The organism is Curtobacterium sp. MCLR17_040 (genome assembly GCF_003234735.1).
Lineage (GTDB): Bacteria > Actinomycetota > Actinomycetes > Actinomycetales > Microbacteriaceae > Curtobacterium > Curtobacterium flaccumfaciens.
The window spans coordinates 27,419-48,450 of record NZ_QKTE01000024.1 but is presented as its reverse complement, the minus strand read 5'-3'; the positions used below and the strand labels follow the sequence as shown (position 1 = coordinate 48,450).

The 21,032-nt window shown below is 71.1% G+C and carries 19 protein-coding genes; 9 read left to right on the top strand and 10 right to left on the bottom strand.

The window, feature by feature from the left end; translation table 11 throughout:
* Positions 1-8 precede the first annotated feature (8 nt).
* From DEJ01_RS16095 to DEJ01_RS16085, 3 genes are all read right to left on the bottom strand, one after another.
* Positions 9-1,367 (bottom strand): extracellular solute-binding protein, encoded by a 1,359-nt coding sequence (locus DEJ01_RS16095; RefSeq protein WP_071404684.1) that lies wholly within the window; start codon positions 1,365-1,367, stop codon positions 9-11.
* 221 nt (positions 1,368-1,588) lie between these two features.
* Positions 1,589-2,431 (bottom strand): PhzF family phenazine biosynthesis protein, encoded by an 843-nt coding sequence (locus DEJ01_RS16090; RefSeq protein ID WP_111093570.1) that lies wholly within the window; start codon positions 2,429-2,431, stop codon positions 1,589-1,591.
* A 9-nt stretch (positions 2,432-2,440) separates the two neighbouring features.
* Positions 2,441-2,995 (bottom strand): DUF805 domain-containing protein, encoded by a 555-nt coding sequence (locus tag DEJ01_RS16085; RefSeq protein WP_111093569.1) that lies wholly within the window; start codon positions 2,993-2,995, stop codon positions 2,441-2,443.
* A gap of 147 nt (positions 2,996-3,142) precedes the next feature.
* On the opposite strand from DEJ01_RS16085, the gene DEJ01_RS16075 reads away from it, so the two are divergent.
* Positions 3,143-3,655: a hypothetical protein gene (locus DEJ01_RS16075; protein WP_071245384.1), complete on the top strand. Its 513-nt coding sequence runs from the start codon at positions 3,143-3,145 to the stop codon at positions 3,653-3,655.
* Between the two features lie 163 nt (positions 3,656-3,818).
* On the opposite strand, the gene DEJ01_RS16070 is transcribed toward DEJ01_RS16075, so the two are convergent.
* From DEJ01_RS16070 to DEJ01_RS16055, 4 genes are all read right to left on the bottom strand, one after another.
* Positions 3,819-6,230: a lamin tail domain-containing protein gene (locus DEJ01_RS16070; RefSeq protein ID WP_111093568.1), complete on the bottom strand. Its 2,412-nt coding sequence runs from the start codon at positions 6,228-6,230 to the stop codon at positions 3,819-3,821.
* A 268-nt stretch (positions 6,231-6,498) separates the two neighbouring features.
* The gene (locus tag DEJ01_RS16065) at positions 6,499-7,452 is read right to left on the bottom strand and encodes a hypothetical protein (RefSeq protein WP_146247652.1); all 954 of its coding nucleotides are present in this window, start codon (positions 7,450-7,452) and stop codon (positions 6,499-6,501) included.
* Positions 7,453-7,561: 109 nt separating this feature from the next.
* Positions 7,562-8,884 (bottom strand): ROK family transcriptional regulator, encoded by a 1,323-nt coding sequence (locus DEJ01_RS16060; RefSeq protein ID WP_111093566.1) that lies wholly within the window; start codon positions 8,882-8,884, stop codon positions 7,562-7,564.
* Between the two features lie 69 nt (positions 8,885-8,953).
* Positions 8,954-10,006, bottom strand: coding sequence for a LacI family DNA-binding transcriptional regulator (locus DEJ01_RS16055; RefSeq protein ID WP_084740744.1), 1,053 nt, complete (start codon positions 10,004-10,006; stop codon positions 8,954-8,956).
* Between the two features lie 195 nt (positions 10,007-10,201).
* On the opposite strand from DEJ01_RS16055, the gene DEJ01_RS16050 reads away from it, so the two are divergent.
* The 8 genes from DEJ01_RS16050 to DEJ01_RS16015 all read left to right on the top strand — a co-directional run bounded on the left by DEJ01_RS16050 (position 10,202) and on the right by DEJ01_RS16015 (position 16,421).
* Positions 10,202-11,104: a polysaccharide deacetylase gene (locus DEJ01_RS16050; protein WP_111093565.1), complete on the top strand. Its 903-nt coding sequence runs from the start codon at positions 10,202-10,204 to the stop codon at positions 11,102-11,104.
* Positions 11,104-11,478 carry a hypothetical protein gene (locus DEJ01_RS16045; RefSeq protein WP_071404676.1) on the top strand — a complete coding sequence of 125 codons (375 nt, stop codon included), beginning with the start codon at positions 11,104-11,106 and terminating at the stop codon, positions 11,476-11,478. Before DEJ01_RS16050 ends, DEJ01_RS16045 begins: the two co-directional genes overlap by 1 nt.
* A complete protein-coding gene (locus tag DEJ01_RS16040) occupies positions 11,475-12,503 on the top strand; it encodes an asparaginase (RefSeq protein WP_111093564.1) in 1,029 nt (342 codons plus the stop codon). The genes DEJ01_RS16045 and DEJ01_RS16040 overlap by 4 nt, the downstream gene beginning before the upstream one ends.
* Positions 12,504-12,585: 82 nt before the next feature.
* A complete protein-coding gene (locus tag DEJ01_RS16035; RefSeq protein ID WP_175330793.1) occupies positions 12,586-13,935 on the top strand; it encodes an MFS transporter in 1,350 nt (449 codons plus the stop codon).
* Complete coding sequence (locus DEJ01_RS16030) at positions 13,932-14,729, top strand: SDR family NAD(P)-dependent oxidoreductase (RefSeq protein ID WP_217499762.1); 798 nt, start codon at positions 13,932-13,934, stop codon at positions 14,727-14,729. Before DEJ01_RS16035 ends, DEJ01_RS16030 begins: the two co-directional genes overlap by 4 nt.
* Complete coding sequence (locus DEJ01_RS16025; RefSeq protein ID WP_111093563.1) at positions 14,729-15,478, top strand: SDR family NAD(P)-dependent oxidoreductase; 750 nt, start codon at positions 14,729-14,731, stop codon at positions 15,476-15,478. The genes DEJ01_RS16030 and DEJ01_RS16025 overlap by 1 nt, the downstream gene beginning before the upstream one ends.
* Positions 15,479-15,582: 104 nt before the next feature.
* On the top strand, positions 15,583-16,038 hold the full coding sequence (locus tag DEJ01_RS16020; protein WP_027466669.1) for a GNAT family N-acetyltransferase: 456 nt from the start codon (positions 15,583-15,585) through the stop codon (positions 16,036-16,038).
* Positions 16,039-16,067: 29 nt separating this feature from the next.
* Positions 16,068-16,421 carry an MGMT family protein gene (locus tag DEJ01_RS16015; protein WP_111093562.1) on the top strand — a complete coding sequence of 118 codons (354 nt, stop codon included), beginning with the start codon at positions 16,068-16,070 and terminating at the stop codon, positions 16,419-16,421.
* A 50-nt stretch (positions 16,422-16,471) separates the two neighbouring features.
* Here the strand turns inward: DEJ01_RS16015 and DEJ01_RS16010 are convergent, their stop codons facing one another.
* The 3 genes from DEJ01_RS16010 to DEJ01_RS16000 all read right to left on the bottom strand — a co-directional run bounded on the left by DEJ01_RS16010 (position 16,472) and on the right by DEJ01_RS16000 (position 20,647).
* Positions 16,472-16,900 (bottom strand): DUF805 domain-containing protein, encoded by a 429-nt coding sequence (locus DEJ01_RS16010; RefSeq protein ID WP_110863162.1) that lies wholly within the window; start codon positions 16,898-16,900, stop codon positions 16,472-16,474.
* Between the two features lie 37 nt (positions 16,901-16,937).
* Entirely contained in the window at positions 16,938-18,737 is a 1,800-nt protein-coding gene (locus DEJ01_RS16005) for an ABC transporter ATP-binding protein (protein ID WP_110863292.1), read from the bottom strand.
* Positions 18,738-18,838: 101 nt separating this feature from the next.
* Entirely contained in the window at positions 18,839-20,647 is a 1,809-nt protein-coding gene (locus DEJ01_RS16000) for an ABC transporter ATP-binding protein (protein ID WP_027466673.1), read from the bottom strand.
* Positions 20,648-21,032: the final 385 nt, after the last annotated feature.

The following is a 21,032-nucleotide window of genomic DNA, read 5'->3' as shown; positions in this document are numbered from 1 at the left end:
GACGTCCGTCAACCAGCGGAGACGGTGTTCTCCTTGCCGACCACCTGCGTGACGGCCTTGTCGTAGGCGGCAGCCGCGTCCTTCGGCGACTGCTGACCGGTCATGACCGCTTCCATCGCGACCTGGATCGCGTTGGACACCTGCGAGTAGTCACTCGTCGCCGGGCGGAAGTTGGTGTTCTCCACCAGCCCCGAGAAGAACTTGAACGTCGGGTTCGCCGCCGTGTAGGCCGGGTCGTCCGCGACGTCCTTCCGGACGGCGATCTGGCTGTTCTCGGTGTCGTACTTCAGCGAACCGTCCTTGTCGAGGAAGCTCGTGATGAAGTCGAACGCCGCCTGCGGGTTCTTCGACTTCGCGCCGACCGCCAGGGTCCAGCCGCCGGACATCGAGTTGTAGCCGGGAGCCTGCCCGTTCTGGGTCGGCATGGGTGCCTGGCCCATCACGTCGTTCCACTCGGGCCACGGCGCGGTGCCGGACTTGAGCCACGTGCCGGACTGCCACGAACCGTCCAGGTCGATCGCGAGCTTGCCCTTCGGCAGCCACGTCTGGGCGATGGTCGTGCCGACGTTCGTGTCGAGCGCCTGCTGCGGTGTCGGGCCGAGGCCGCCCTGGTAGACGTCCTTCACGAACTTGAGCGAGTCCTCGAACTGCTTCGAGCCGGTGACCCACTTCTTGTCCTTGTACAGGGTGTTGCCGGAGCCGTCGGCGCCGTACAGGAGCATCTCGAAGCCCTGCATGGTCGAGGCTTCGCCCTGCGCCTTGCCCGAGTAGATGTTGAACGGGATGACGTCGGGCTGCTTCTCCTTGATGGTCTTCGCCGCCGCGAGCACGTCGTCCCACGTCTTCGGCTTCCACGGGACGTCGAGCCCGGCCTTCTTGAAGATGTCCTTGTTGTACCAGAGGGCTCGGGTGTCGGTGCCCATCGGGACGCCGTAGATCTTGCCGTCGTCACCCTGCCCGGCCTGCTTGGCGTTGTCGAAGAACTGGTCCCACTCGTCCCACTTGTCCGTGTACTTGTCGAGTGGCAGCAGGTAGCCCGCCTCGGCATCGGCCTTGACGAGGAACGTGTCCTCGTACATGACGTCCGGGGCGGTGGCCGGCGCCTTGTTCATGAGCGCGAGCTTGGTGTAGTAGTCGTTGCCCTGCGCCTGGATGGGCACGAGGGTGACCTTCTTGCCGGGGTTGTCCTTCTCGTACTGCTTCTTGACGACCTTCATCTGGGCGTCGAGCTGCTGGAAGGCGCCGAACTTCTGGTACGCGATCTTGATCGTGTCGCTCGAGGCGGACCCCGAGCTCGAGCAGCCAGCCAGACCGACTGCGGCCACGGCCACAGCTGCGAGTCCGGCGATGATGCGGGTGCGTTTCATCGGTGCTCCTTTGCACGGGTGATGTCCGCGGGCACCATCGCCCGCGCGCAGGATTAGTCCACCGTATTGACTTAACCGTGTCAAGGAGTTTCTCGGGCCGATTCGGGCGTACCGGGCGGAATCGGGCGTACCGAGCGGAATCGGGCGTACCGGGTCGGAAGTTTCGACCAGGTACGCCCGATTCCGCTTCCCATCGCGTGCGTTCTGGGAAGGAACGTCCGTCAGGACATCGGGGTCGCGCTCCCCGTCACCGTGATCCCGCCGGCCTCGGGCACGTCCACGAGCAACAGACTCGGACGCCCGACGTGCCGCCCCTGCCGGATCGTGATGCGGTCGCCCGGCTGCACTGCACCGATCTGCCGCAGGTACGCCCCGGTCGACGCCGCTGCCGATCCCGTCGCCGGGTCCTCGGTGATGCGCCCGGCGGGGAACAGGTTGCGCGCCTCGTACTCCCGGTCGCCGGTGCGGTGCAGCACCGTGACCGTCCCCGCCCAGCCGGCCTCGCGCTTGAGCTCGGCGAGGGGCCTCGGCGCGAACCGGAACTGGTGGAACAGCTCGCCGTCGTGCAGCACGAGCACCGGGTGCCAGTTGCCGGCGAAGGACTCCAGCACCGGGAACTCCGGAGCGATGTCCGCGGCCGAGAGCCCGAGCAGGTCGAACAGCCGCACCAGCAGAGCCGCGTCGATGTCCCGTGTCGCCGGCTCGACGCTCGTCATCGCGACCTGCACCGAGCCGTCCGCACCCAGGGTGGCGTCGAGCGCGACCTCGCCGGCCAGGGTCGTGAACACCCGACGGCCCGGCCCCTCGCGCTCGGCCAGCGCGACGGCCAGGGCGACGGTGGCGTGCCCGCAGAACGGCACCTCGGCGCTCGGCGAGAAGTAGCGGACCCGCGGCCCGGTCGACGTCGCACCCACGACGAAGGCGGTCTCGGGGTACCCGACCTGCCGGGCGATCGCGAGCATCTGGTCGTCGGACAGCCCGGCTGCGTCGAGCACGAGCCCGGCGGGGTTGCCACCGCCCGGCTCGGCGGCGAAGGCGGTGTACCGAAGGATCTCCTGCTGCATCCCCCGACGCTACTGCGGCGTCACGACCGGGTGCGCGGGCCGATCACCGACGGGTGGCCCGGACTGCTGCGGCGCGGCGGGTGGCTCCGAGGGCAGCGCGAGGAACACGGCCAGCGCGATGCTGCCGGCGGGCACGAAGTACAGGAGGACCCACCACCCGGAGCGGTTCGTGTCGTGGAGCCGCCGCACCGCGATCGCGATCCAAGGCAGCAGCGCAGCGAGGCCGACGACCACGAAGACCCCCAGTGCGATCTGGGCGAAGACGGGCATCGACGTGAGCAGGAACCACCAGACCGGGAACGGGTTGAAGGACCGCAGCGCCTCGTCGAGGACGCGCGCTTCCTCCGGGCTCGTCATCGGCGGCGGCGTCGTGACGAGTCCGACGCCGTACACGATGTTGATCGCAGCGGAGATGATCGCCCACCACAGCGCCCACCACCAGAACTCGGCACGAGCGGCACGACCGCGGAACACGACGTACCCCCGCCAGAACCGCGAGAACGAGGCGGGGAAGGTGGCCTGGTGCCAGGGGACCCCGACCGGTGGCTGCTGCGTCTGGTGCACCGAACCTGCTTACCGGGGCGACCTGGGCACTCCTGAGCACTCCTCGGCAGGCCCGGCGTACTGCGGTCCCCGGGTGGGGGTAACCCCCGACCACTTCCGGGTGCGCACGTGATGTTTCAGCGTCGCCTCCGTCGTGAGACTGGATCCATGAGCACCGACACGCGCCCCACCACCGCCCGCCGCACCCTCCGGATCGCCCTCGCCTCCACCGCCGCGGTGTCCGCCCTGCTGCTGACCGCCGGCTGCAGCGCGATCCAGGACATCGTGCCGAACAAGACCCCGCAGAAGCACTTCGACGCGTACTCCGACGCCCCGCGCTCCGGGGAGTCCGAGGACCTGGCCTTCTTCATGCCGAAGTGGGTGCCGGAGGACGCGAAGGACATCGACGTCCGCCTCCACGTCTCGCAGCCCGGGTACGTCATCGGGTTCGCGTCGAAGGACGGCGTCGACGTGGACGACTGCACCCCGCTCGACGAGTCGTACGGGGGCACGGCGATGACCGCCGACTTCCTGCCCGAGGAGCTCCCGACCAAGGGCCTCGTCACCTGCGGCGACGGCCGCGCGGTCACCGAGATCGACGGCCGCTGGTACGGCTGGACCACGAAGGACGCCATCCCCGGTCAGGACGACACCCAGACCATGCACGGCACCGAGCACTGACCGCAGCCATCCACCGGCCTGGAGGCGCGGGGCGGCCCCGCACCGCGCCTCCCGTCCGTCACGCGGTCGCGCTTACCGCGCATGGGTGTGCAGAAGACGTCGGGTCCGCACCGCGAACCCGACGTCTTCTGCACACTCATCGCCCCGACGGGGGGCGTGGGGACTACTCCGCAGCCGCAGCCCGACGTCGGCGACGCACGATCAGCACACCCGCGCCCGCCGCGAGCAGCAGGAACGCCACCAGCGCACCGGCACCCATCCCGGCGGCGCCCGTGAACGCGAGCTGCCCATCCGTGGTGATCGTGATCGGGGTCCACCCGATCAGGCTCCCGTCCGCAGCGGTCACCGCGAGGCGGTGCACGCCGGCCATCGTGGCCGCCGGGATCGTCACCCGCACCGTCCCGTCAGCAGCCACCACAGCGGTCCCGATCAGCGTCGGCTCCGAGAACAACCACACGTTCACGACGTCACCAGCAGACGCGGTGCCGACCGTCACCGTGATCGTCTCCCCCGCACGAGCGGTCGCCGGAGCCGACACCCCGCCACGGTTCGCCTCCGTCAACAGCGACTCCGACGGCGCCACCGGAACGACCGGGGCAGCCGAGGGACCCGGGGTCGGGACCGCTGTGGGCGTCCCACCCGGGGTCGGCGTCGTGCCGCCGTCGCCCGGGGTCGGGGTCGGCGCCGGCGTGGGCTCCGTGCCCGGGTCGGTGTCGCCGCCCTCGCACGGGTACGTCCCCGTGCGGAGCGAGAACCCGTCCGTGTCGTTGTCGTCCGCGTAGAAGGTCGCCCGCTCCCCGTCGGTGCAGACGCCTGAGATCGCGAAGCCCTCGTTGGCGAGCGTGCGGTCGGCGGCCGACGGCGCCTCGTACAGCGTCGAGGCGGCGAAGGCCCCGTCGGTCACCTCGTACAGCGCGGTGCGGCCGGAACACACCTCGTCGCAGACCACCCAGAGCGCGTCGAGCGTCGGGTCGAACTGCACGTCCGCGACGACGGCGAGCGAGGTCGCGATCGTGGCGACCCGCGCCGAGGACCCGTCGTCCATCAGGGCGTAGGCGTACACGCTCGCGGTGCCCTCGACCCCGACGAAGAACAGCCCCTCGCCGTGTCCGGCGTAGCTCGACGGTGCGTAGGCGGCGCCGGTGCGCTCGTCGGCGAAGCCGTGCGCGGTGAGCCAGGTGTCCGGGATCCAGGTGACGCCCTCGAGCCCGGCGTTCGCGCCGAGCCCGGGGAAGTCCGCGGCGAGGTTCCACTCGTCCGTGGCCCGCAGGGTTGCCTCGGAGCCGTCGGTCGTGGCGTAGCGCAGGACCGACGGGCGGCTCGTGCTCGACACGTCGTTGTTGCGCTCGGTCGACACGTAGACGGCTCCGGGGTCGTCGCTCGTGACGGTCACGCCCTCGGCGTCCGGGGTGCCCGTGCCGTCGGCGTAGCGCAGGTCGGTGCCCGCGGCGTTCGACGGCGCCCAGCCGCCCGCGCTGTCCGAGGTCAGGTGGTAGAGCAGGCCGTCGCCGTTCTGCACGGCCCAGAGCTGCCCGTCCCGCGAGCTCCCCGAGGTCGTCCAGTCGAGGCCGCTCAGGTCACCGGTGAAGGTGTCCTCGTCGTCGAGCACGGTCTCGTCCGGGCCGCCGGGCCAGGCCTCGGCGGTGACGACGCCGGCGAACCGGTTCGCCGCACCCTTCGTGGGTGCTGCCGTCTCGGCGAAGTCGCCGGTGCCGTCGGGGTTGCGGCCGTACGTGGTGGCGGCGTGCGCCGTCCACGAGGTCGAGTCGACGACCGCACCGCGGGCGTCGAAGAGCCGCACGGAGTCCGCCTTGCCGAGTCCGAAGCCGAACGCCGCCTCGTCGAGGACGGTGAAGCCCCCGGCCGCGACGGTCGTGCCCGCGGGGATCGTGTACGCGTGGTCGTCCTCGCTGTCGCGCAGCACGTACCCGCCCAGGTCGACGGTGGTGCTGCCGGTGTTGGTCAGCTCCACCCAGTCGCCGGGGGTGCCGTCCTGCGACTCGACCTCGTTGATCCGCACGGGTGAGGAGCAGTCGTTCGCAGCCCCCTTGGTCGAGGCCGTGGTGTCCACGAGCGGTCCGACGCCGTCGGCGCAGCGACCGTAGGTGACACCCGCGTGGGTCGTCCAGGCGTACCGGAGCACCGGGTCGCCGGCGGGGTCGTACAGGCGCGCGGTGTCCGCACCGCCGAGCCCGAAGTCGAAGCCGGGGGCGGTCGCGGACAGCTGGTCGACGACGAAGTACCCGCCGGCGGCGATCGTCGAGCCGCTGGGCAGCACGTACGCGTCGTGCGAGTTGTCGGAGTCGAGGAACGCGTACCCGGTCAGGTCGATCGCGGTGCCCGAGGTGTTCTTGAGCTCGACCCAGTCGGTGTCGTCGGCGTTCGACTCGACCTCGTTGACGACGAGGCCGTTCGCCGCGACGGCGCCGACGGCCGGGTCGTCGTCACCGACGACGGCGAGGGCGGGGCTGGCGGTGACGACACCGGCGGCGACGACCAGGGCAGTCGCGACGGCGGCGCCGATGCGGAGTGTTGGCGGGCGCAGGGTGGGCGGGCGCAGGGCGGGAGCGCGCATGCAGGGTCCTTCTCGGGGGAGCGAGCGAGCGGAGACCTGCACGACTGTTCAGCATCCACGCGACCGGCCGGTGGCCGCGGGGTGAACGCACGGTGTCCCGGATCGCGCCCGGCGCCCTGGACGCGCGGCGTGCGGACGGGAGGCGCGGGGCGGGCCCGCACCGCGCCTCCCGTCCGCCCTGCGGTCGCGCTCACCGCATCCGGTGTGCAGAAGACGTCGGGTCCGCACTGCGAACCCGACGTCTTCTGCACACTCGTTGCTCGAGGTGTCAGCGCTCGGTGACCTCCGAGAAGTCCGGCGTCCCGTCGGGCAGCGCGGGCAGGGGCGTGCCGTCGACGTAGCGGGGCCAGGCCAGGGCGCGGGAGGCCGACGGACGGGACGCGTAGCGACGCCCGTCGGACGCGACGACCGTTCCGGGGGCGGGGGCGGAGGCAGGAGCGGGAGCAGGTGCGGGAGCAGGCGGCAGCGGCACATCGGGTGCCGGTGCGGGAGCGGCGGGCGTCGGCGTTGCGCTCCACGCCGGCTGCTGCTCGGGCGCCGGCCACGTCGCCGACGGCAGCGTGGCTCGCGGACGGAACAGGGCGTTGCTGAGGGGCACCACGACGGTCCCGAGCAGGTCGAGGATCACCACCACCCAGACGAGCCGCCAGTAGCCGCGGGCGTAGTCGACGTCCGGCGCGAGCAGCGGGATGGAGAGCAGCAGCGCGAGCAGGGCGATGACGCCGACGGTGGCCTTCGCGACGACCTGCAGGACGGGCGTCGGGTAGCGCCGGTGGATCACGAGGAGCAGGTGGACGTGCAGGAGCGCCACCCGGGCGACGCCGGCGAGCCAGATCCAGTGCGAGAAGTGCTCCAGGACGAACCAGATGCCGTCACCGGAGACGCCCGTCGGCACGATCCACACCTTGTACAGGCCGGCGACGAGCAGGTACATCGACGTGGCGATGCTCGCGAACGCGAAGATCCCGGACCGCCTGGACGAGACGTCGGCGTCGTACCAGGACAGCAGCGCGAAGACGACGACCACGACGATCGTCAGGAGCAGCTGCACCGCGACCCGTCCGAAGTCGCCGAGGAGCACCGCGGCGATGCCGACCAGGCCCGCGGCGACGACCGCGCCGATGATCGTCCGGAACACGAGCGGACGCACCCTCGCCCACCGCGGGTCCATCGTGCCGTCCGTGTCGTTCGCGCTGTCCGTGCTGGCCGTGCTGTCCGTCATGTGTCCCCCGTCGATCCCGCACACCTGGCGGCTGCGTCGGATCGCAGCGTAGCGGGCCGGGGCGGAGTGCTCCGGCCGGGCAGGGCGCCGGGCGACGGCGCCCGTGCCGTCAGCGCCGGATGAGCAGGGTGCTGGCCCGCGGCGAGAGCGCGGCGTCGAGCACCAGGCAGGCGGCACCCACGGCGGCGACGTCTGCACCGCGGTCGCTCTCCACCACCTGCACGGCGTGCTTCGGCACGAGCAGCGGCGACCCGACGATGGCGGTCCGCGCGGCCGGCAGGGCAGCGCTCGCGATGCGTGACCAGAACGGGCCGCCGAACACCACGCGGTCGATGTCGAGCAGGTTCACGATGAGGACGACGGCGTTGCCCATGACGGTGCCGGCATCGGCCGCGAGCGTGACGGCGGTGTCGGCCCCGTCCGCGATGGCCGCGGCGAGCTCGTCCCACGCGGCGTTCACGGCGTCGACATCGGCGGCGTCGGTGGCATCGGTGGCATCGGTGGCATCGGTGGCATCGGTGGCATCTGCACCAGCATCCGCCTCGGCGACCGCGCCGCCGCCCGACAACGCCAGCCCCCGCGACCGCGCGACCCGCACCAGCCGGTCCGGCGCGACGGCTGCACCGACCTCGCCGCGCGTGCCCGAGCCGTCCGGGGTGCCCGCGAGCGACCCCTGGTCGACCATGATGTGCCCGGCGTCACCCGCGTTCGACCCCACCCCGCGCACGGGTTCGTGGTCGACGACGAGCCCGACGCCGAACCCGGTACCGAAGTACACGAACGCGAAGTTCCGGGCCGAGGACTCCCCCGCCAGGAACATCTCGCCGACCGCGGCGGCCGTGACGTCCTTCTCGAGCAGGACCGGGTAGCCGGTGGCCTCGGCGAGCGCATCGCGCAGCGGCACGTCCCGCCACCGGGGCAGGAACGGCGGGTCGACCACGATGCCCGCCTCGACGTCGATGGGTCCGGGGCTCGCGATCCCGACGCCGAGCACGCTGTCGACGGCCACCCCGGCGTCGGCGACGAGCCCGTCGACGGCCGAGGCGATGGTGCGCACCACCTCGGACGGGTCGTCGGCGGTGGGGGTCGAGGTGGTGGACGCGGCGACGACGGTGCCGGCGAGGTCGAGCAGCACGTAGGTGACGACGGCCGGGTCGACGTGCACGCCGACCGCGTACCGGCTGCCCGGTTCGAGCCGCAGGATGGTGCGGGGCTTCCCGCGGCCGGACACGACGGTGCCGGACTCGACGATCATGCCGGCCTCGATCAGGAACCGGGTGACGTTCGACACGGTCTGCGCGCTCAGGCCGGTGCGGGCGGCGAGTTCGACGCGGCTCAGGCCGTCGGGCGAGCGGCGGACGGCGTCCAGGACCACGGTGCGGTTGAACCCGCCGATCGACGGGAGGTTCGCTCCGCGTCGATGCTCTGCCATGCCGCGACCATACCGCGACGCCGCTCGGGCACCCGCTCGCGTGGTCCGGTCAGAGCGCCCTGTCCTGGATCAGCCCGCCGGACGTCCGGTCGACGACCGCACCACGAGCGAGACCGGGAGCGTCGCTCCCTGCAGTGCCCCGTCGCCGATCGCCGCGAGCAGCCGCTCCACGGCCACGGTGCCCATCAGCGCGGTCGGTGAGTGCACGGTCGTCATGGGCGTGGGCAGCTGCGCCACGACCGAGATGTCGTTGTAGCCGACGATCGACAGGTCGTCGGGCACGCGGAGGCCGCGTTGCCGTGCGGCGCCCATCACGCCGATCGCCGCGGTGTCGTTGACGGCGAAGATCGCGGTCGGCGGGTCCGACAGCGAGAGCAGCGTGTGCGCGCCGACCACGCCTCCCTCGACCTCGAAGTCGCTGTGGACGACGAGCGCGTCGTCCACGGCGAGGTCCCGCTGCTCGTGCGCCAGGCGGAACCCGGCCACCCGCTCCACGGCGGTGCTGGCGTGGCGCGGACCCGCGATGACGCCGATGCGGCGGTGCCCCAGCGCGAGCAGGTGTTCCGTGGCCATCCGGCCGCCCTCGACGTCGTCACCGACCACGGCGGGCATCCAGTCCCCGGGGTGGCGGTTCGTCGCGATGACCGGCACGGGGAGGTCCATCAGCCGAGGGTTCGGGGACGACAGGTGGAGCGAGCTGACGATGAGGCCGTCGACCTGTCGGGAGAGCAGGAAGTCGACCGCATCGAGCTGCGCGCCCATGTCGTCCGGGGGCGTCGTGAGCAACAGCTGGTACCCGGCAGAGCGGGCGGCCGACTCGACGGACTGGCAGATCGTCGCGATGACCGTGTCGGCGAGCCGTGGCATCACGACGCCGATGGTGTTCGACCGCCGGGTCCGGAGCGATGCTGCGAGTCGGTTGGGGCGGTACCCGAGCTCGGCCGCCGCCGCGATCACCCGCTGTGCCGAGGCGCTCCACCCCTTGGTCGGCTCCGCCTGTCGGAGCACGCGCGACGCCGTCGAGATGTGCACGCCGGCGAGCGCAGCGATGGCCTGCAGGTTCACGTCACCACGACGATCCTGCTGACCGTGTCCGGCCGGGTCGTCGCTCGTACTGCCCATCCGTCGAGTCTAGGTGACAGATCGTCGTCACACCGTGCGGCGCGAACGTTTGCAGGTGCCGCGCCCGACGACAGCCCGGACGAGCCGAAACACACTGGTTACACGGTTGGACGTCGACCGAAACAGTCGACTGTCAGGATTCCGGTCAATGCAAACGATTGCACGAATTGCAGCAACGACGAGAGACGGTGTCCCATGGTGAAAGAGATCTTCGTGTCCTTCGGCGTCGACATCGACGCGGTCGCAGGCTGGCTCGGCTCCTACGGAGGGGCGGATTCCCCCTCGGACATCCAGCGCGGGATCTTCGCCGGACGGACCGGCGTCCCCCGTCTGCAGAAGGTGTTCGACCGCGCCGACATCGCGGCGACCTGGTTCATCCCCGGCCACTCGCTCGAGACCTTCCCGGACCAGTGCAAGGCCCTGTTCGACGCCGGCCACGAGATCGGTGCGCACGGGTACAGCCACGAGAACCCCGTGGCGATGACCGAGGCGCAGGAGGACGCGGTGATGGAGCGCTCGGTCGAGCTGATCACGCGACTCACGGGTCAGCAGCCGACGGGCTACGTCGCGCCGTGGTGGGAACTGAGCAGCTACACGCCGACGCTCCTCGAGAAGTTCGGGTTCAGCTACGACCACAGTCAGCAGCACAAGGACTTCGTCCCCTACTACTCGATCGTCGGCGACCAGTGGACACCGATCGACTACTCGCAGGACCCGCACACGTGGATGACGCCGCTCGTCCACGGGAGCGAGATCGACCTCGTCGAGATCGCGGCGAACTGGTACGTCGACGACCTGCCCCCGATGATGTTCATCAAGTCGAGCCCGAACAGCCACGGCTTCGTCAACCCGCGCGACGTCGAGCAGATGTGGAAGGACCAGTTCGACTGGGTGTACCGCGAACTCGACTACGCCGTCTTCCCGATCACGATCCACCCCGACGTCTCCGGGCGGCCGCAGGTCCTGCTCATGATCGAGCGGCTCATCGAGTACATCGGGAGCCACGAGGGCGTCCGGTTCGTCACGATGAACGAGATCGCCGACGACTTCCGCGTCCGCTTCCCGTTCGCGCAGCCCGAGCGCCCACGCGAGTACTGATGTGCGGCGGATGTGGCGGCAACGGCGGGCACCGTGACTGGTACGCCGCCGGTGTCGAGGACACCCCCGCGGCGCGCAAGCGGGCGCAGCTCCGGCTGGCCGCCTGGGCGACCCGGCTCTTCGCGGACGATCGGATCCGCGTCCACGAGGTCCCGGGCACCGTGCGGCTCGTGATCGTCGGGCCGACCGGCAAGCGCGTCGTGGCCCAGGGCGTCGACGGGGTCCTGGACGCGGTCGAACAGGTCGGCGCCGGGCGCACGGACTGGTCGGCCGTCGCCACCCGCGTCCGCAGGGCCGACCCGCGTGACGACACCGACTGGGAACACCGCAGCCTCGCCCGCGCGGTCGATCGACGAAGGGACACCCTGCCGTGACGGACCCCACGCTCCCCCGGATCGTGTACCTCGCCCTCGGCGGGACCATCGCGAGCGTCACCTCGGGCGATCCGCGCGACTGCGGCGCCGTCCCGCGGATCGCAGCCCGCGACCTCCTCGCCGGTGTGCCGGCCATCGCGCAGGTCGCACGGGTCGAGGCCCGCCAGCTCGGCATGGTGCCCTCTCCCTCGCTCGACTTCGACGACGTGCAGCGAGCGCTCGACGCCGCTCGGGACGCCGTCGCCTCCGGAGCCTCGGGCGTCGTGCTGTCGCAGGGCACGGACACCATCGAGGAGACCGCGTACCTGCTCGACCTCGCCTGGGACCGCCCCGAGCCCCTCGTGGTGACCGGAGCGATGCGCCACGCCTCCTCGCCCGGTGCGGACGGCCCGGCGAACCTGTTGGCGGCCGTGTGCGTGGCCGCGGCACCGGCAGCAGTGGGACGTGGCGTCCTCGTCGTGCTCGACGACGAGGTGCACGCCGCCGGGACGGTCCGCAAGACGCACACCTCGTCGACCGGTGCCTTCGCCTCACCGGGTTCCGGTCCGCTCGGACGGGTCACCGAGGGCTCGCCCGTCTTCCACGCTCCGGCGTCCCGAGCGCCCGCGCTCACCACACGCGTCGCACCGCTGCCTCCGGTGGCCCTGCACCGGGTCACCCTCGCCGACGACGGCCGGGTCCTGTCGACCCTGGACGGACTCGGGTACCGCGGCGCGGTCATCGAGGGCTTCGGCGGCGGGCACGTCGCCGAGCGCACGGTCGACGCCGTCCGCGCACTCGCCGCGCAGATGCCGGTCGTGCTGGCGTCGCGGACCGGCGCCGGTGCGACGCTCACGACGACGTACGGCTTCGCGGGCGGCGAGATCGACCTGCTCGGCGCCGGACTCGTCCCCGCCGGCAACCTCGACGGCCTCAAGGCGCGTCTCCTGCTGGCTGCCCTGCTCGCCCTCGACGCCCCGGACGACCGCATCCACGCGGCGTTCGCCGCCCACGGCCGGGGCTCTCCCCCGACCGGCCACCCCTGACCGCACCCACGCTCCGCCTCCGCCCGTCAGCCCGCGCCGCGACACCGTCGCAGCGCCGCACCGCCGTACCGAGAGGAAGACCATGTCCACCACGACCATCCACGAGCCCGAGGACCTCGAGCTCGCCACCGGGACGTTCCCGACGATCGGGCCGAAGGAGACCAAGCGCGGCGCGACCCTGGCGTTCTTCGCCTGGACCCTCGCCGTCTACGACTTCATCATGTTCGGAACGCTCCTCCCCCGCATCGCCGAGGACTTCGGGTGGAACGAACAGACCGCCCTGCTCGCGAACACCCTCGTGAGCGTCGGTGTCTTCGTCGTCGTCGTCCTCGTCGGTCTGTTCGTGGACCGACTCGGCCGGCGCCGCGGCATGATGATCACGATCGGTGGCGCGGCCCTGTCGTCGCTGCTGACGGCGGCGTCGACGGGGGTCGCCTCGCTCGTCGGCTTCCGGGCCCTGAGCGGCTTCGGGATGGCCGAGCAGTCGGTCAACTCCACCTACCTCAACGAGGTCTTCGCGCTCACCGAGCTCGAGGGCGTCAAGAAGCGTCGCGGCTTCTTCTACAGCCTCGTCCAGACCGGGTGGCCGATCGGTGCGCTCCTCGCCGCCGCGTTCATCGCCGGCATCAACGGGCTCTTCGGACAGGAGTCCTGGCGGCTCGCGTTCCTCATCGCCACCGTTCCGGCACTGTTCGTGCTGTTCCTGCGCAAGGGCATCAAGGAGACGCCGCAGCACCGTCTGAACACGTACCTGCGGCAGCTGCGGAAGTCCGGTCGCACCGAGGAAGCCACCGAGGTCGCCGCCCGCTTCGGCATCGTCGACGAGGGGCCGAACCCGCTGCGGGCGATCTTCGGCCGACGGTACGCACGCAACACCGTCGTGCTCTCGATCGCGTGGATCGTGAACTACTTCGGCATCACCACCACGAGCGTGCTCGGGACGACGATGCTCGAGGGCGTCAAGGGTGTCGACGCGAGCATGTCGCTGCTCATCATCGTGCTGTCGAACGTGGTCGGCGCCGCCGGCTACCTGTTCCACGGCTGGCTCGGCGACATCATCGGCCGCAAGACCACGATCGTCGTGGGCTGGGTGCTCGCGGGTGTCTGCTGGACCCTCTTCGTGCTCGGTCCGGACGACTTCGGCTACGTCCTGGTCACGTACATGCTGACGCTGTTCTTCCTGCTCGGACCGTACGCGTCGCTGCTCTTCCTGCAGGCGGAGTGCTTCGACTCGAGCTGCCGCGCCACCGGGTCCGCGTTCGTCACCGCGATGGGACAGCCCGGCACCATCATCGGCTCGGCTGTGCTGACGGCCCTCGTCGCCGGGAGCATCGGGCTCGGCCCGGCCGCCCTCATCGTCGGTGCGGGCGGCATGGTCCTCTCCGGTCTGATCATGCTCGGGACGAAGCGCGTGGCGGTGATCGACCATTGAGCGCCACGACACCGACCGGCGTGTACTCCGAGTTCTCGGGGAGCGTGGTCGTCATCACCGGCGCCGCGAGCGGGATCGGCGCGGCCCTCGCCGTGCAGCTCGCCGAGTACGGCGCGAACATCGTCATCCCCGTGTTCGCGGGTGACCCGCACGATCCCGCACCCGTCGTCGACGCCGTCGAGGCCGCCGGGGGCAGTGCGCTGACGGTCACCGCGGACGTCCGCAGCACCGAGGACGTCGACGCCGTGTTCCAGGCGGCCGTCGACCGCTGGGGTCGCGTCGACCACGTGGTGGCGGGAGCGGGGGTCCTCCGTCGGCAGCCGCTCGACACCATGACCGACGCGGCGTGGGACGACATCCTGCAGGTGGACCTGCACGGTGTGATGCGCACGCTCCGGGCCGGTGCCCGGCACCTCGACCGGGGCGGGTCGATGGTGGCCGTCTCCTCGATCGCCGGCGGCGTGTACGGCTGGGTCGCACACAGCCACTACGCCGCGTGCAAGGCTGCAGTGATCGGCCTCGCCCGGAGTGCGGCAGCCGAGCTGGCGCCGCGCGGGATCCGGGTGAACACCATCGTCCCGGGGCTCATCGAGACGCCGCAGTCCTCGGACGCCCAGAACTCGCTCGGCCCGGCGGGCCTCGCCGCCGCGGGTGCGCGGATCCCGTGGGGTCGTGTCGGCCACGCCGACGAAGCCGCCGCGGCCATCCGGTTCCTGCTCAGCCATGAGGCGCGCTACGTCACCGGGCAGGAACTCGTGGTCGACGGCGGCCTGACCATCCTGATGGCCGACTGATGACCGACGGGACGGTGTTCGACCTCACCGGGACGACCGCCCTGGTGACGGGTGGCGCGAGCGGCATCGGTCTCGCGATCGTGGAGACCTTCGTCGCCGCCGGAGCGCGGGTCGTCGCCGCGGACCTCGACGCCGACGGCCTGGCGGACCTCGCCGAGCGGCTGGGCGTCCGGACCATCGTGCTCGACGTCACCGACGAGGACCGGGTCGAGGCCGCCGTGGCGTCGGTCGACGAGGAGTCCGGCGGGATCCAGGTCCTGGTGAACGCCGCCGGCGTGCTCACGCAGGCCCCGCTCGAGGAGCTCACCACGGCGGACTGGGCGCGCGTCATGGCGATCGACCTGACCGGGGTCTTCCTGGTGATGCGAGCAGTCGGTCGGCGGATGCTCCGTGACGGACACGGGCGCATCATCAACCTCGCCTCCCAGCTGGCGATCAAGGGCGGCTCCGAGGTCGCGCACTACGCGGCCGCGAAGGCCGGCGTCATCGCGCTGACGAAGAGCGCCGCGATCGAGTGGAGCGGACGGGGCGTGCTCGTCAACGCGATCGCACCCGGCCCGATCGTGTCGCCGATGACGGACCGGATGACGGCGCAGTGGCGGACGGACAAGGCCGCCGAGCTCCCGATCGGACGTTTCGGGGTCCCCGCCGAGGTCGCTCCGACCGCGCTGCTGCTCGCGTCGTCGCCAGCGGGTGACCTGTACACCGGGCAGACGCTCGGCCCGAACTCGGGTGACGTCATGCCGTGAGCACCACACGCCGGTCGGCCGCCCGGTTCCGCCGCGGCAACGGTGCGGTCTCGGTCTGCCGTCGTCACTGGCTTCCGCAGGGTCTGCACCGTTAGCCTGGCCGCATGTCCGACCTGCGCCTGGAAGAACTCTCCGCGAAGACCGCTGCCGCGGCCAACTCCCTGACGCTCAAGCCGGGCCAGGAACAGTTCGTGCAGCCGACCACCTACGGGGTCGCCGAGTCCGACGTCAAGCCGAGCTCCGCGTGGACCCGTGTCGTCCTCGACGACGACGAGGTCCTCGGCCTCATCATCGGTTCGTTCGACGCCGACAACGCGCAGGAAGAGCTGCGCAGCTGCATCTGGCGCGTCAACGTGGCGGCGAGCGCGCAGGGCCGGGGCGTCGGTCGCTTCGCCGTGCACGGTCTGGCGGACGAGGCACGCAGCCGTGGGTTCGAGCGACTGACGGTCGTGTACGAGCCGGGCGGCGACGACAGCCCCGAGGCGTTCTTCCGCGCCGTGGGCTTCGAGGTCGTGCGCGAGACCCAGTACGGCGACCACTTCGCGGTCCTGACGCTCTAGCGCTCCCCGACGACGTACGCTCCGACGACGTGCCCTCCGACGCCGCACCGTCCGACGACGCCGCCGTCGACTTCGGCGCCGCCGTCGCCGAGGTGGTGCGGATGATCCCGCCGGGTCACGTCATGACGTACGGCGACGTCGCCGCAGCCCTCGGGTCGCGGGCGTCGCGTGCCGTCGGCAAGGTGATGGCGCACGAGGGCGCCGACCTGCCGTGGTGGCGCGTGGTGCGCGCGGGTGGGCACCCGCCGCTGCACCACGAGGCCCGGGCGCTCGAGCACTACCGCGTCGAGGGGACGCCGCTCGTGCAGGGGACGACGGCCTGGAGGCTCGACATGCGTCGTGCCCGCTGGTCACCCACCACGGACGCGGACGACCCGTTCTGATCCCCGGCCGCGCAGGCCGGCCCGCCAGGGTGCTCCGCCGGGGTCCACCGTCAGCGGTCGAAACGCGCACCCTTCGGGTTCGCGGGCAGCAGGCACAGTACGTACACGATCAGTGAGCCGAGGCCCGGCAGCACGTGCAGGAACTGCCAGAAGCCGGACAGGTTGGCGTCGTGCAGCCGTCGGGCGCCGAGGGCGAGCGAGCCGATGAGCGTCGCGAGCACCCACAGCATGAACAGGTACGAGCCGACGGGGTTCTCGAGCACCGGGGTGTCCGGCGTGAACACCTGCGGCACGAGCTGCAGCACGAGCCCGATCGCGAACGACGTCAGCCACCACCACCAGAACTCGGCGCGCGATGCCCGTCCGGTGAACACGGTGTACTTCCGCCAGAACCGTCGGACGGCCTCGGTGAAGGGGGCACCGTAGAAGGGGTCGTGCAGGGCGACGCCGCCGGGCTGCACCACGCTGTCGTTGCTCATGGAGCAAGCCAACCACGTGGTGCAGCCCGACCGGGGCCTAGACGAGCGAGTCGCGCCAGGCCGCGTGCAGCTGGGCGAACCGCCCGGTGCCGGCGATGAGGTCGGCGGGGGTGCCGTCCTCGACGATCCGGCCGTGCTCCATCACGAGCACCCGGTGGGCGATCGCGACGGTGGACAGCCGGTGCGCGATGATCACCGCGGTGCGGTCGGCGAGCAGGGTCTCCAGGCCCTCCTGCACGAGTCGCTCCGAGGGGATGTCGAGCGACGCCGTGGCCTCGTCGAGGATGAGCACCTTCGGGTCCGCGATGAAGGCCCGCGCGAACGAGAGCAGCTGCCGCTGGCCTGCCGAGACACGGCCACCGCGCTTGTTCACGTCGGTGTCGTACCCGTCGGGCAGCGCCATGATGAACTCGTGCGCGCCGACGGCCTTGGCCGATGCCTCGATCTCCTCACGCGACGCACCGGGCTTGCCGAGCGCGATGTTGTCCGCGACGGTGCCGGAGAACAGGTAGGCCTCCTGCGTGACCATGACGATCGCGCGGCGCATGTCCTTCGTGTCGAGGTCGCGCAGGTCCACGCCGTCGAGCTTCACCGAGCCCTGGGTCGGGTCGTAGAAGCGCGCCATGAGCTTGGCGAGCGTCGACTTGCCGGCACCGGTGGACCCGACGAGGGCGATGGTCTGCCCCGACGGGATGTGCAGGTCGAACTCCGGCAGCACGACCTTGCCCTTGTTGTAGGCGAAAACGACGTCGTCGAAGTCCATCTTCCCGGTGGCGTCCGCCAGGCGGGTGGGCTTCACGGGGTCCGGCACGCTCGGCCGTTCCTCGAGGACACCCGAGATCTTCTCCATCGCCGCCGACGCCGACTGGTACCCGTTGTAGAACATCGCCAGTTCCTGCGCCGGGTCGAAGAAGCGCTTGGCGTACAGCGCGACCGCGAGCAGCGCACCGACCTCGAGCGTCCCGCCGACGATCCGGAAGCCACCGACGATGACGACCGCGGCGAGCGTGGCGTTGCCGATGAGCACGAGCACCGGGTCGAAGGTCCCGAACAGGTTGAACACCTTCGTGTTCGCCACCCGGTAGTCCTCGACGTAGCCGCCGTACTCGTCACGGTTGCGGGACTCCTTGCGGAACGCCTGCACCGCCCGGATGCCCGTCATCGTCTCGACGAAGTGCACGATGACGCGCGCCGAGGTGACACGGGTGGAGCGGAACAGCGTCTGCGAGTTCGTCTGGAACCAGCGGATCAGGAACCAGAGCGGCACGAGCGACACCGCGAGCACGAGCCCGGACGTCGGGTCGAGCAGCACCAGGGCCACGGCGGTGAACGCCATGTACAGCACGCCCTGGATGAGCTGGTTGAGCCCGGAGTCGAGCAGCTCGCGGATCGAGTCGAGGTCACTCGTCTGGCGCGAGATGATCCGGCCCGACGTGTAGGTCTCGTGGAACTCGAGCGAGAGCCGCTGCGTGTGCAGGAACACCCGCTTGCGGAGGTCGAACAGGATCGCCTGGCTGATCCGTGCCGCGAGCACCGTGTACCAGGCGGTGAGCACCGCGCCGAGGACGGCCACGACGATGTACGTCGCGACGACCCCGAACGCCGGCACCCAGTCGTTCTGGTCCATCACCGCGGGCAGGGCGTTGTCGATGCCCCACGCGATGAGCGCCGGACCCGCGACGGTGCCGGCGGTCGAGACCACGACCACGATCCCGAGCAGCACCAGCCGGAGCTTCAGCGGTGCGGCGAGGGACCCGAGCAGGGCGAGGGACCGGCGCCGCAGGCGCTTGCTCTCGGCCTTCGTGAAGTCCTCACGCTCCTCGCCGCGCACGCCCATGGTGGTGATCGAGGCGGTGACGGGGGCGGCAGCCTGCTCGTCCGGAGCTTCCTGCGGGACGGACGCCGTTCCTCCCGGCAGGTTCTGGTCGGTCTGCTGGCTCATGCCATCGCCTCCTGTCGTGCGGTCGCGTCGTCGTCGTCGAGCGACGAGATGACGTAGCGGTAGTGCTCGTTGGTGGCCATCAGGTCGTGGTGGGTCCCGACGGCCGTGACGACGCCGTTCTCCATCAGGGCGACCCGGTCGGCCAGCGTCACCGTCGACGGACGGTGCGCCACGATGAGCGACGTGGTGTCGGCGAGCACGCGTCGCAGGCCCGCCTCGACCCGCGCCTCGGTGTCGACGTCGAGCGCCGACAGCGGGTCGTCGAGCACGAGCACCGACGGCCGTGCGGCGATCGCGCGGGCGAGCGCCAGGCGCTGGCGCTGCCCACCGGACAGCGACAGCCCCTCTTCACCGACCCGGGTGTCGACGCCGTCGGGCAGGTCGTCCACGAAGGACGCCTGCGCGATGTCGAGCGCCTCGCGCATGAGCGCCTCGGCCTCGGCACCCTGCACGTCCGGTCGACCGAGCAGCACGTTCTCACGCACGGTCGACGAGAACAGGGTGGCGTCCTCGAACGCGACGCCGACGTGCCGGCGCAGCTCTTCGCGGGTGAGGTCGCGGATGTCGACCCCGTCGATCGTCACCGAACCGCCGGTCACGTCGTACAGACGCGGCACGAGCGAGAGCAGCGTCGTCTTGCCGCAGCCGGTGAGCCCGACGAGCGCCATGGTCTCGCCCGGCTGCAGCTGCAGTTCGACGCCGTTGATCAGGTCCGGGTACTGCGGTGCGGAGTCCTGGTACCGGAAGTGCACGCCGTTGAACGACAGGGCACCGTGCGGCTCCGCGATCGTCTTCGGGTGCTCCGGGTCCGTGATGGTGTTCTCGGAGTCCATGACCTCGAAGAAGCGGTCGACCGCCGTGCGGGTGTCGAACGTCATCGAGAGCAGGAAGCCGATCGACTCGATCGGGAACCGCAGCACCGTCGCCGTCGCGAAGAACGCGAACAGCTGCCCGACGCTGAGCTGCCCCTGCGACGCCAGCCAGATACCGGCGAGCAGGCACAGCGCGAACGCGACGTCCGGCACGAGCAGCAGCCACAGCCAGATGCCCGCGATGGCCTTCGCCTTCTTGATCTCGGTGCCGCGCAGGGCCTCGGCCTGCTCGCTGAACTCCTCGAGCTTCGCGCCGCCGCGACCGAACGCCTTGAGCACGCGGATACCGTGCACCGACTGCTCGACGCTCGTGGCGAGGTCACCGACCTGGTCCTGGCTGCGGCGTGCGACGGCGGAGTACCGGCGCTCGAACAGCAGACCGTTGATCCACAGCGGGATCGACGCGATCAGGAAGATCAGCCCGAGGATCCACCCGAAGGTGAACAGCACGACGAAGCCGACGACGATCGTCACGATGTTCACGACGAGCAGGACGACGCCGAAGGCCAGCCAGCGCCGGATCAGCGACAGGTCCGACACGGAACGGGACAGCAGCTGCCCGGACTCCCAGCGGTCGTGGAACGCGACCGGCAGGTCCTGCAGCTTCGCGTAGAGCGAGTTGCGCATGCTGGTCTCGATGCGGGTCGAGGGGCGCATCACCAGCCGGCGGCGCGAGGCGATGAAGAACGCCTCGAGCACACCGAGGGCGAGCACCCCGAGCCCGGCGGGCCAGATCTGTGCCGAGTCGCGCGACGACAGCGGACCGTCGACGAGCCACTGGAGCACGTAGGGGATTGCGAGCGCCACCAGGGAGGCTCCCATCGCTGCGGCCATGCCGCCGATGAGGCGCCCCTGGTAGGGCTTCACGTAGGGGTAGATCCGCGCGATCGCGCGGAAGGTGGACGGGCGCGCCGTGGTGGGCGACTTGGACATGCGTTGCGTCCTCATGCGTCTGCCGGGTCCCCGGGTCGCGCTGCGCGGTGCTTGCTCGCTGCTTGCTTGCTGCTTGCTTGCTGCTTGCTTGCTTGCTTGCTTGCTTGCTTGCTTGCTGCTTGCTTGCTCGCGTCGCGCGGCTTCGGCCTGGAGGCTCGGTGTGGCGTTGCGTGGTGATCATCGGCCGGGCGCGTGGTCGCGTCTCCGCCGTCACTCGCGTGACGTCGGTCGGGCCGGAGGCACCGAGGGACAGTCGTCCCCCGGGTTCAGGCGGGTGGTTCGCGGACGCCGGTGGTGCTGCGTCGCGGGGCCGTGGGAACGGCCCGACTAGACGGCGGCCGCGGCGCGGGGCCGCGGTGCGATCAGGGATCGCCGTGCGGGAGTG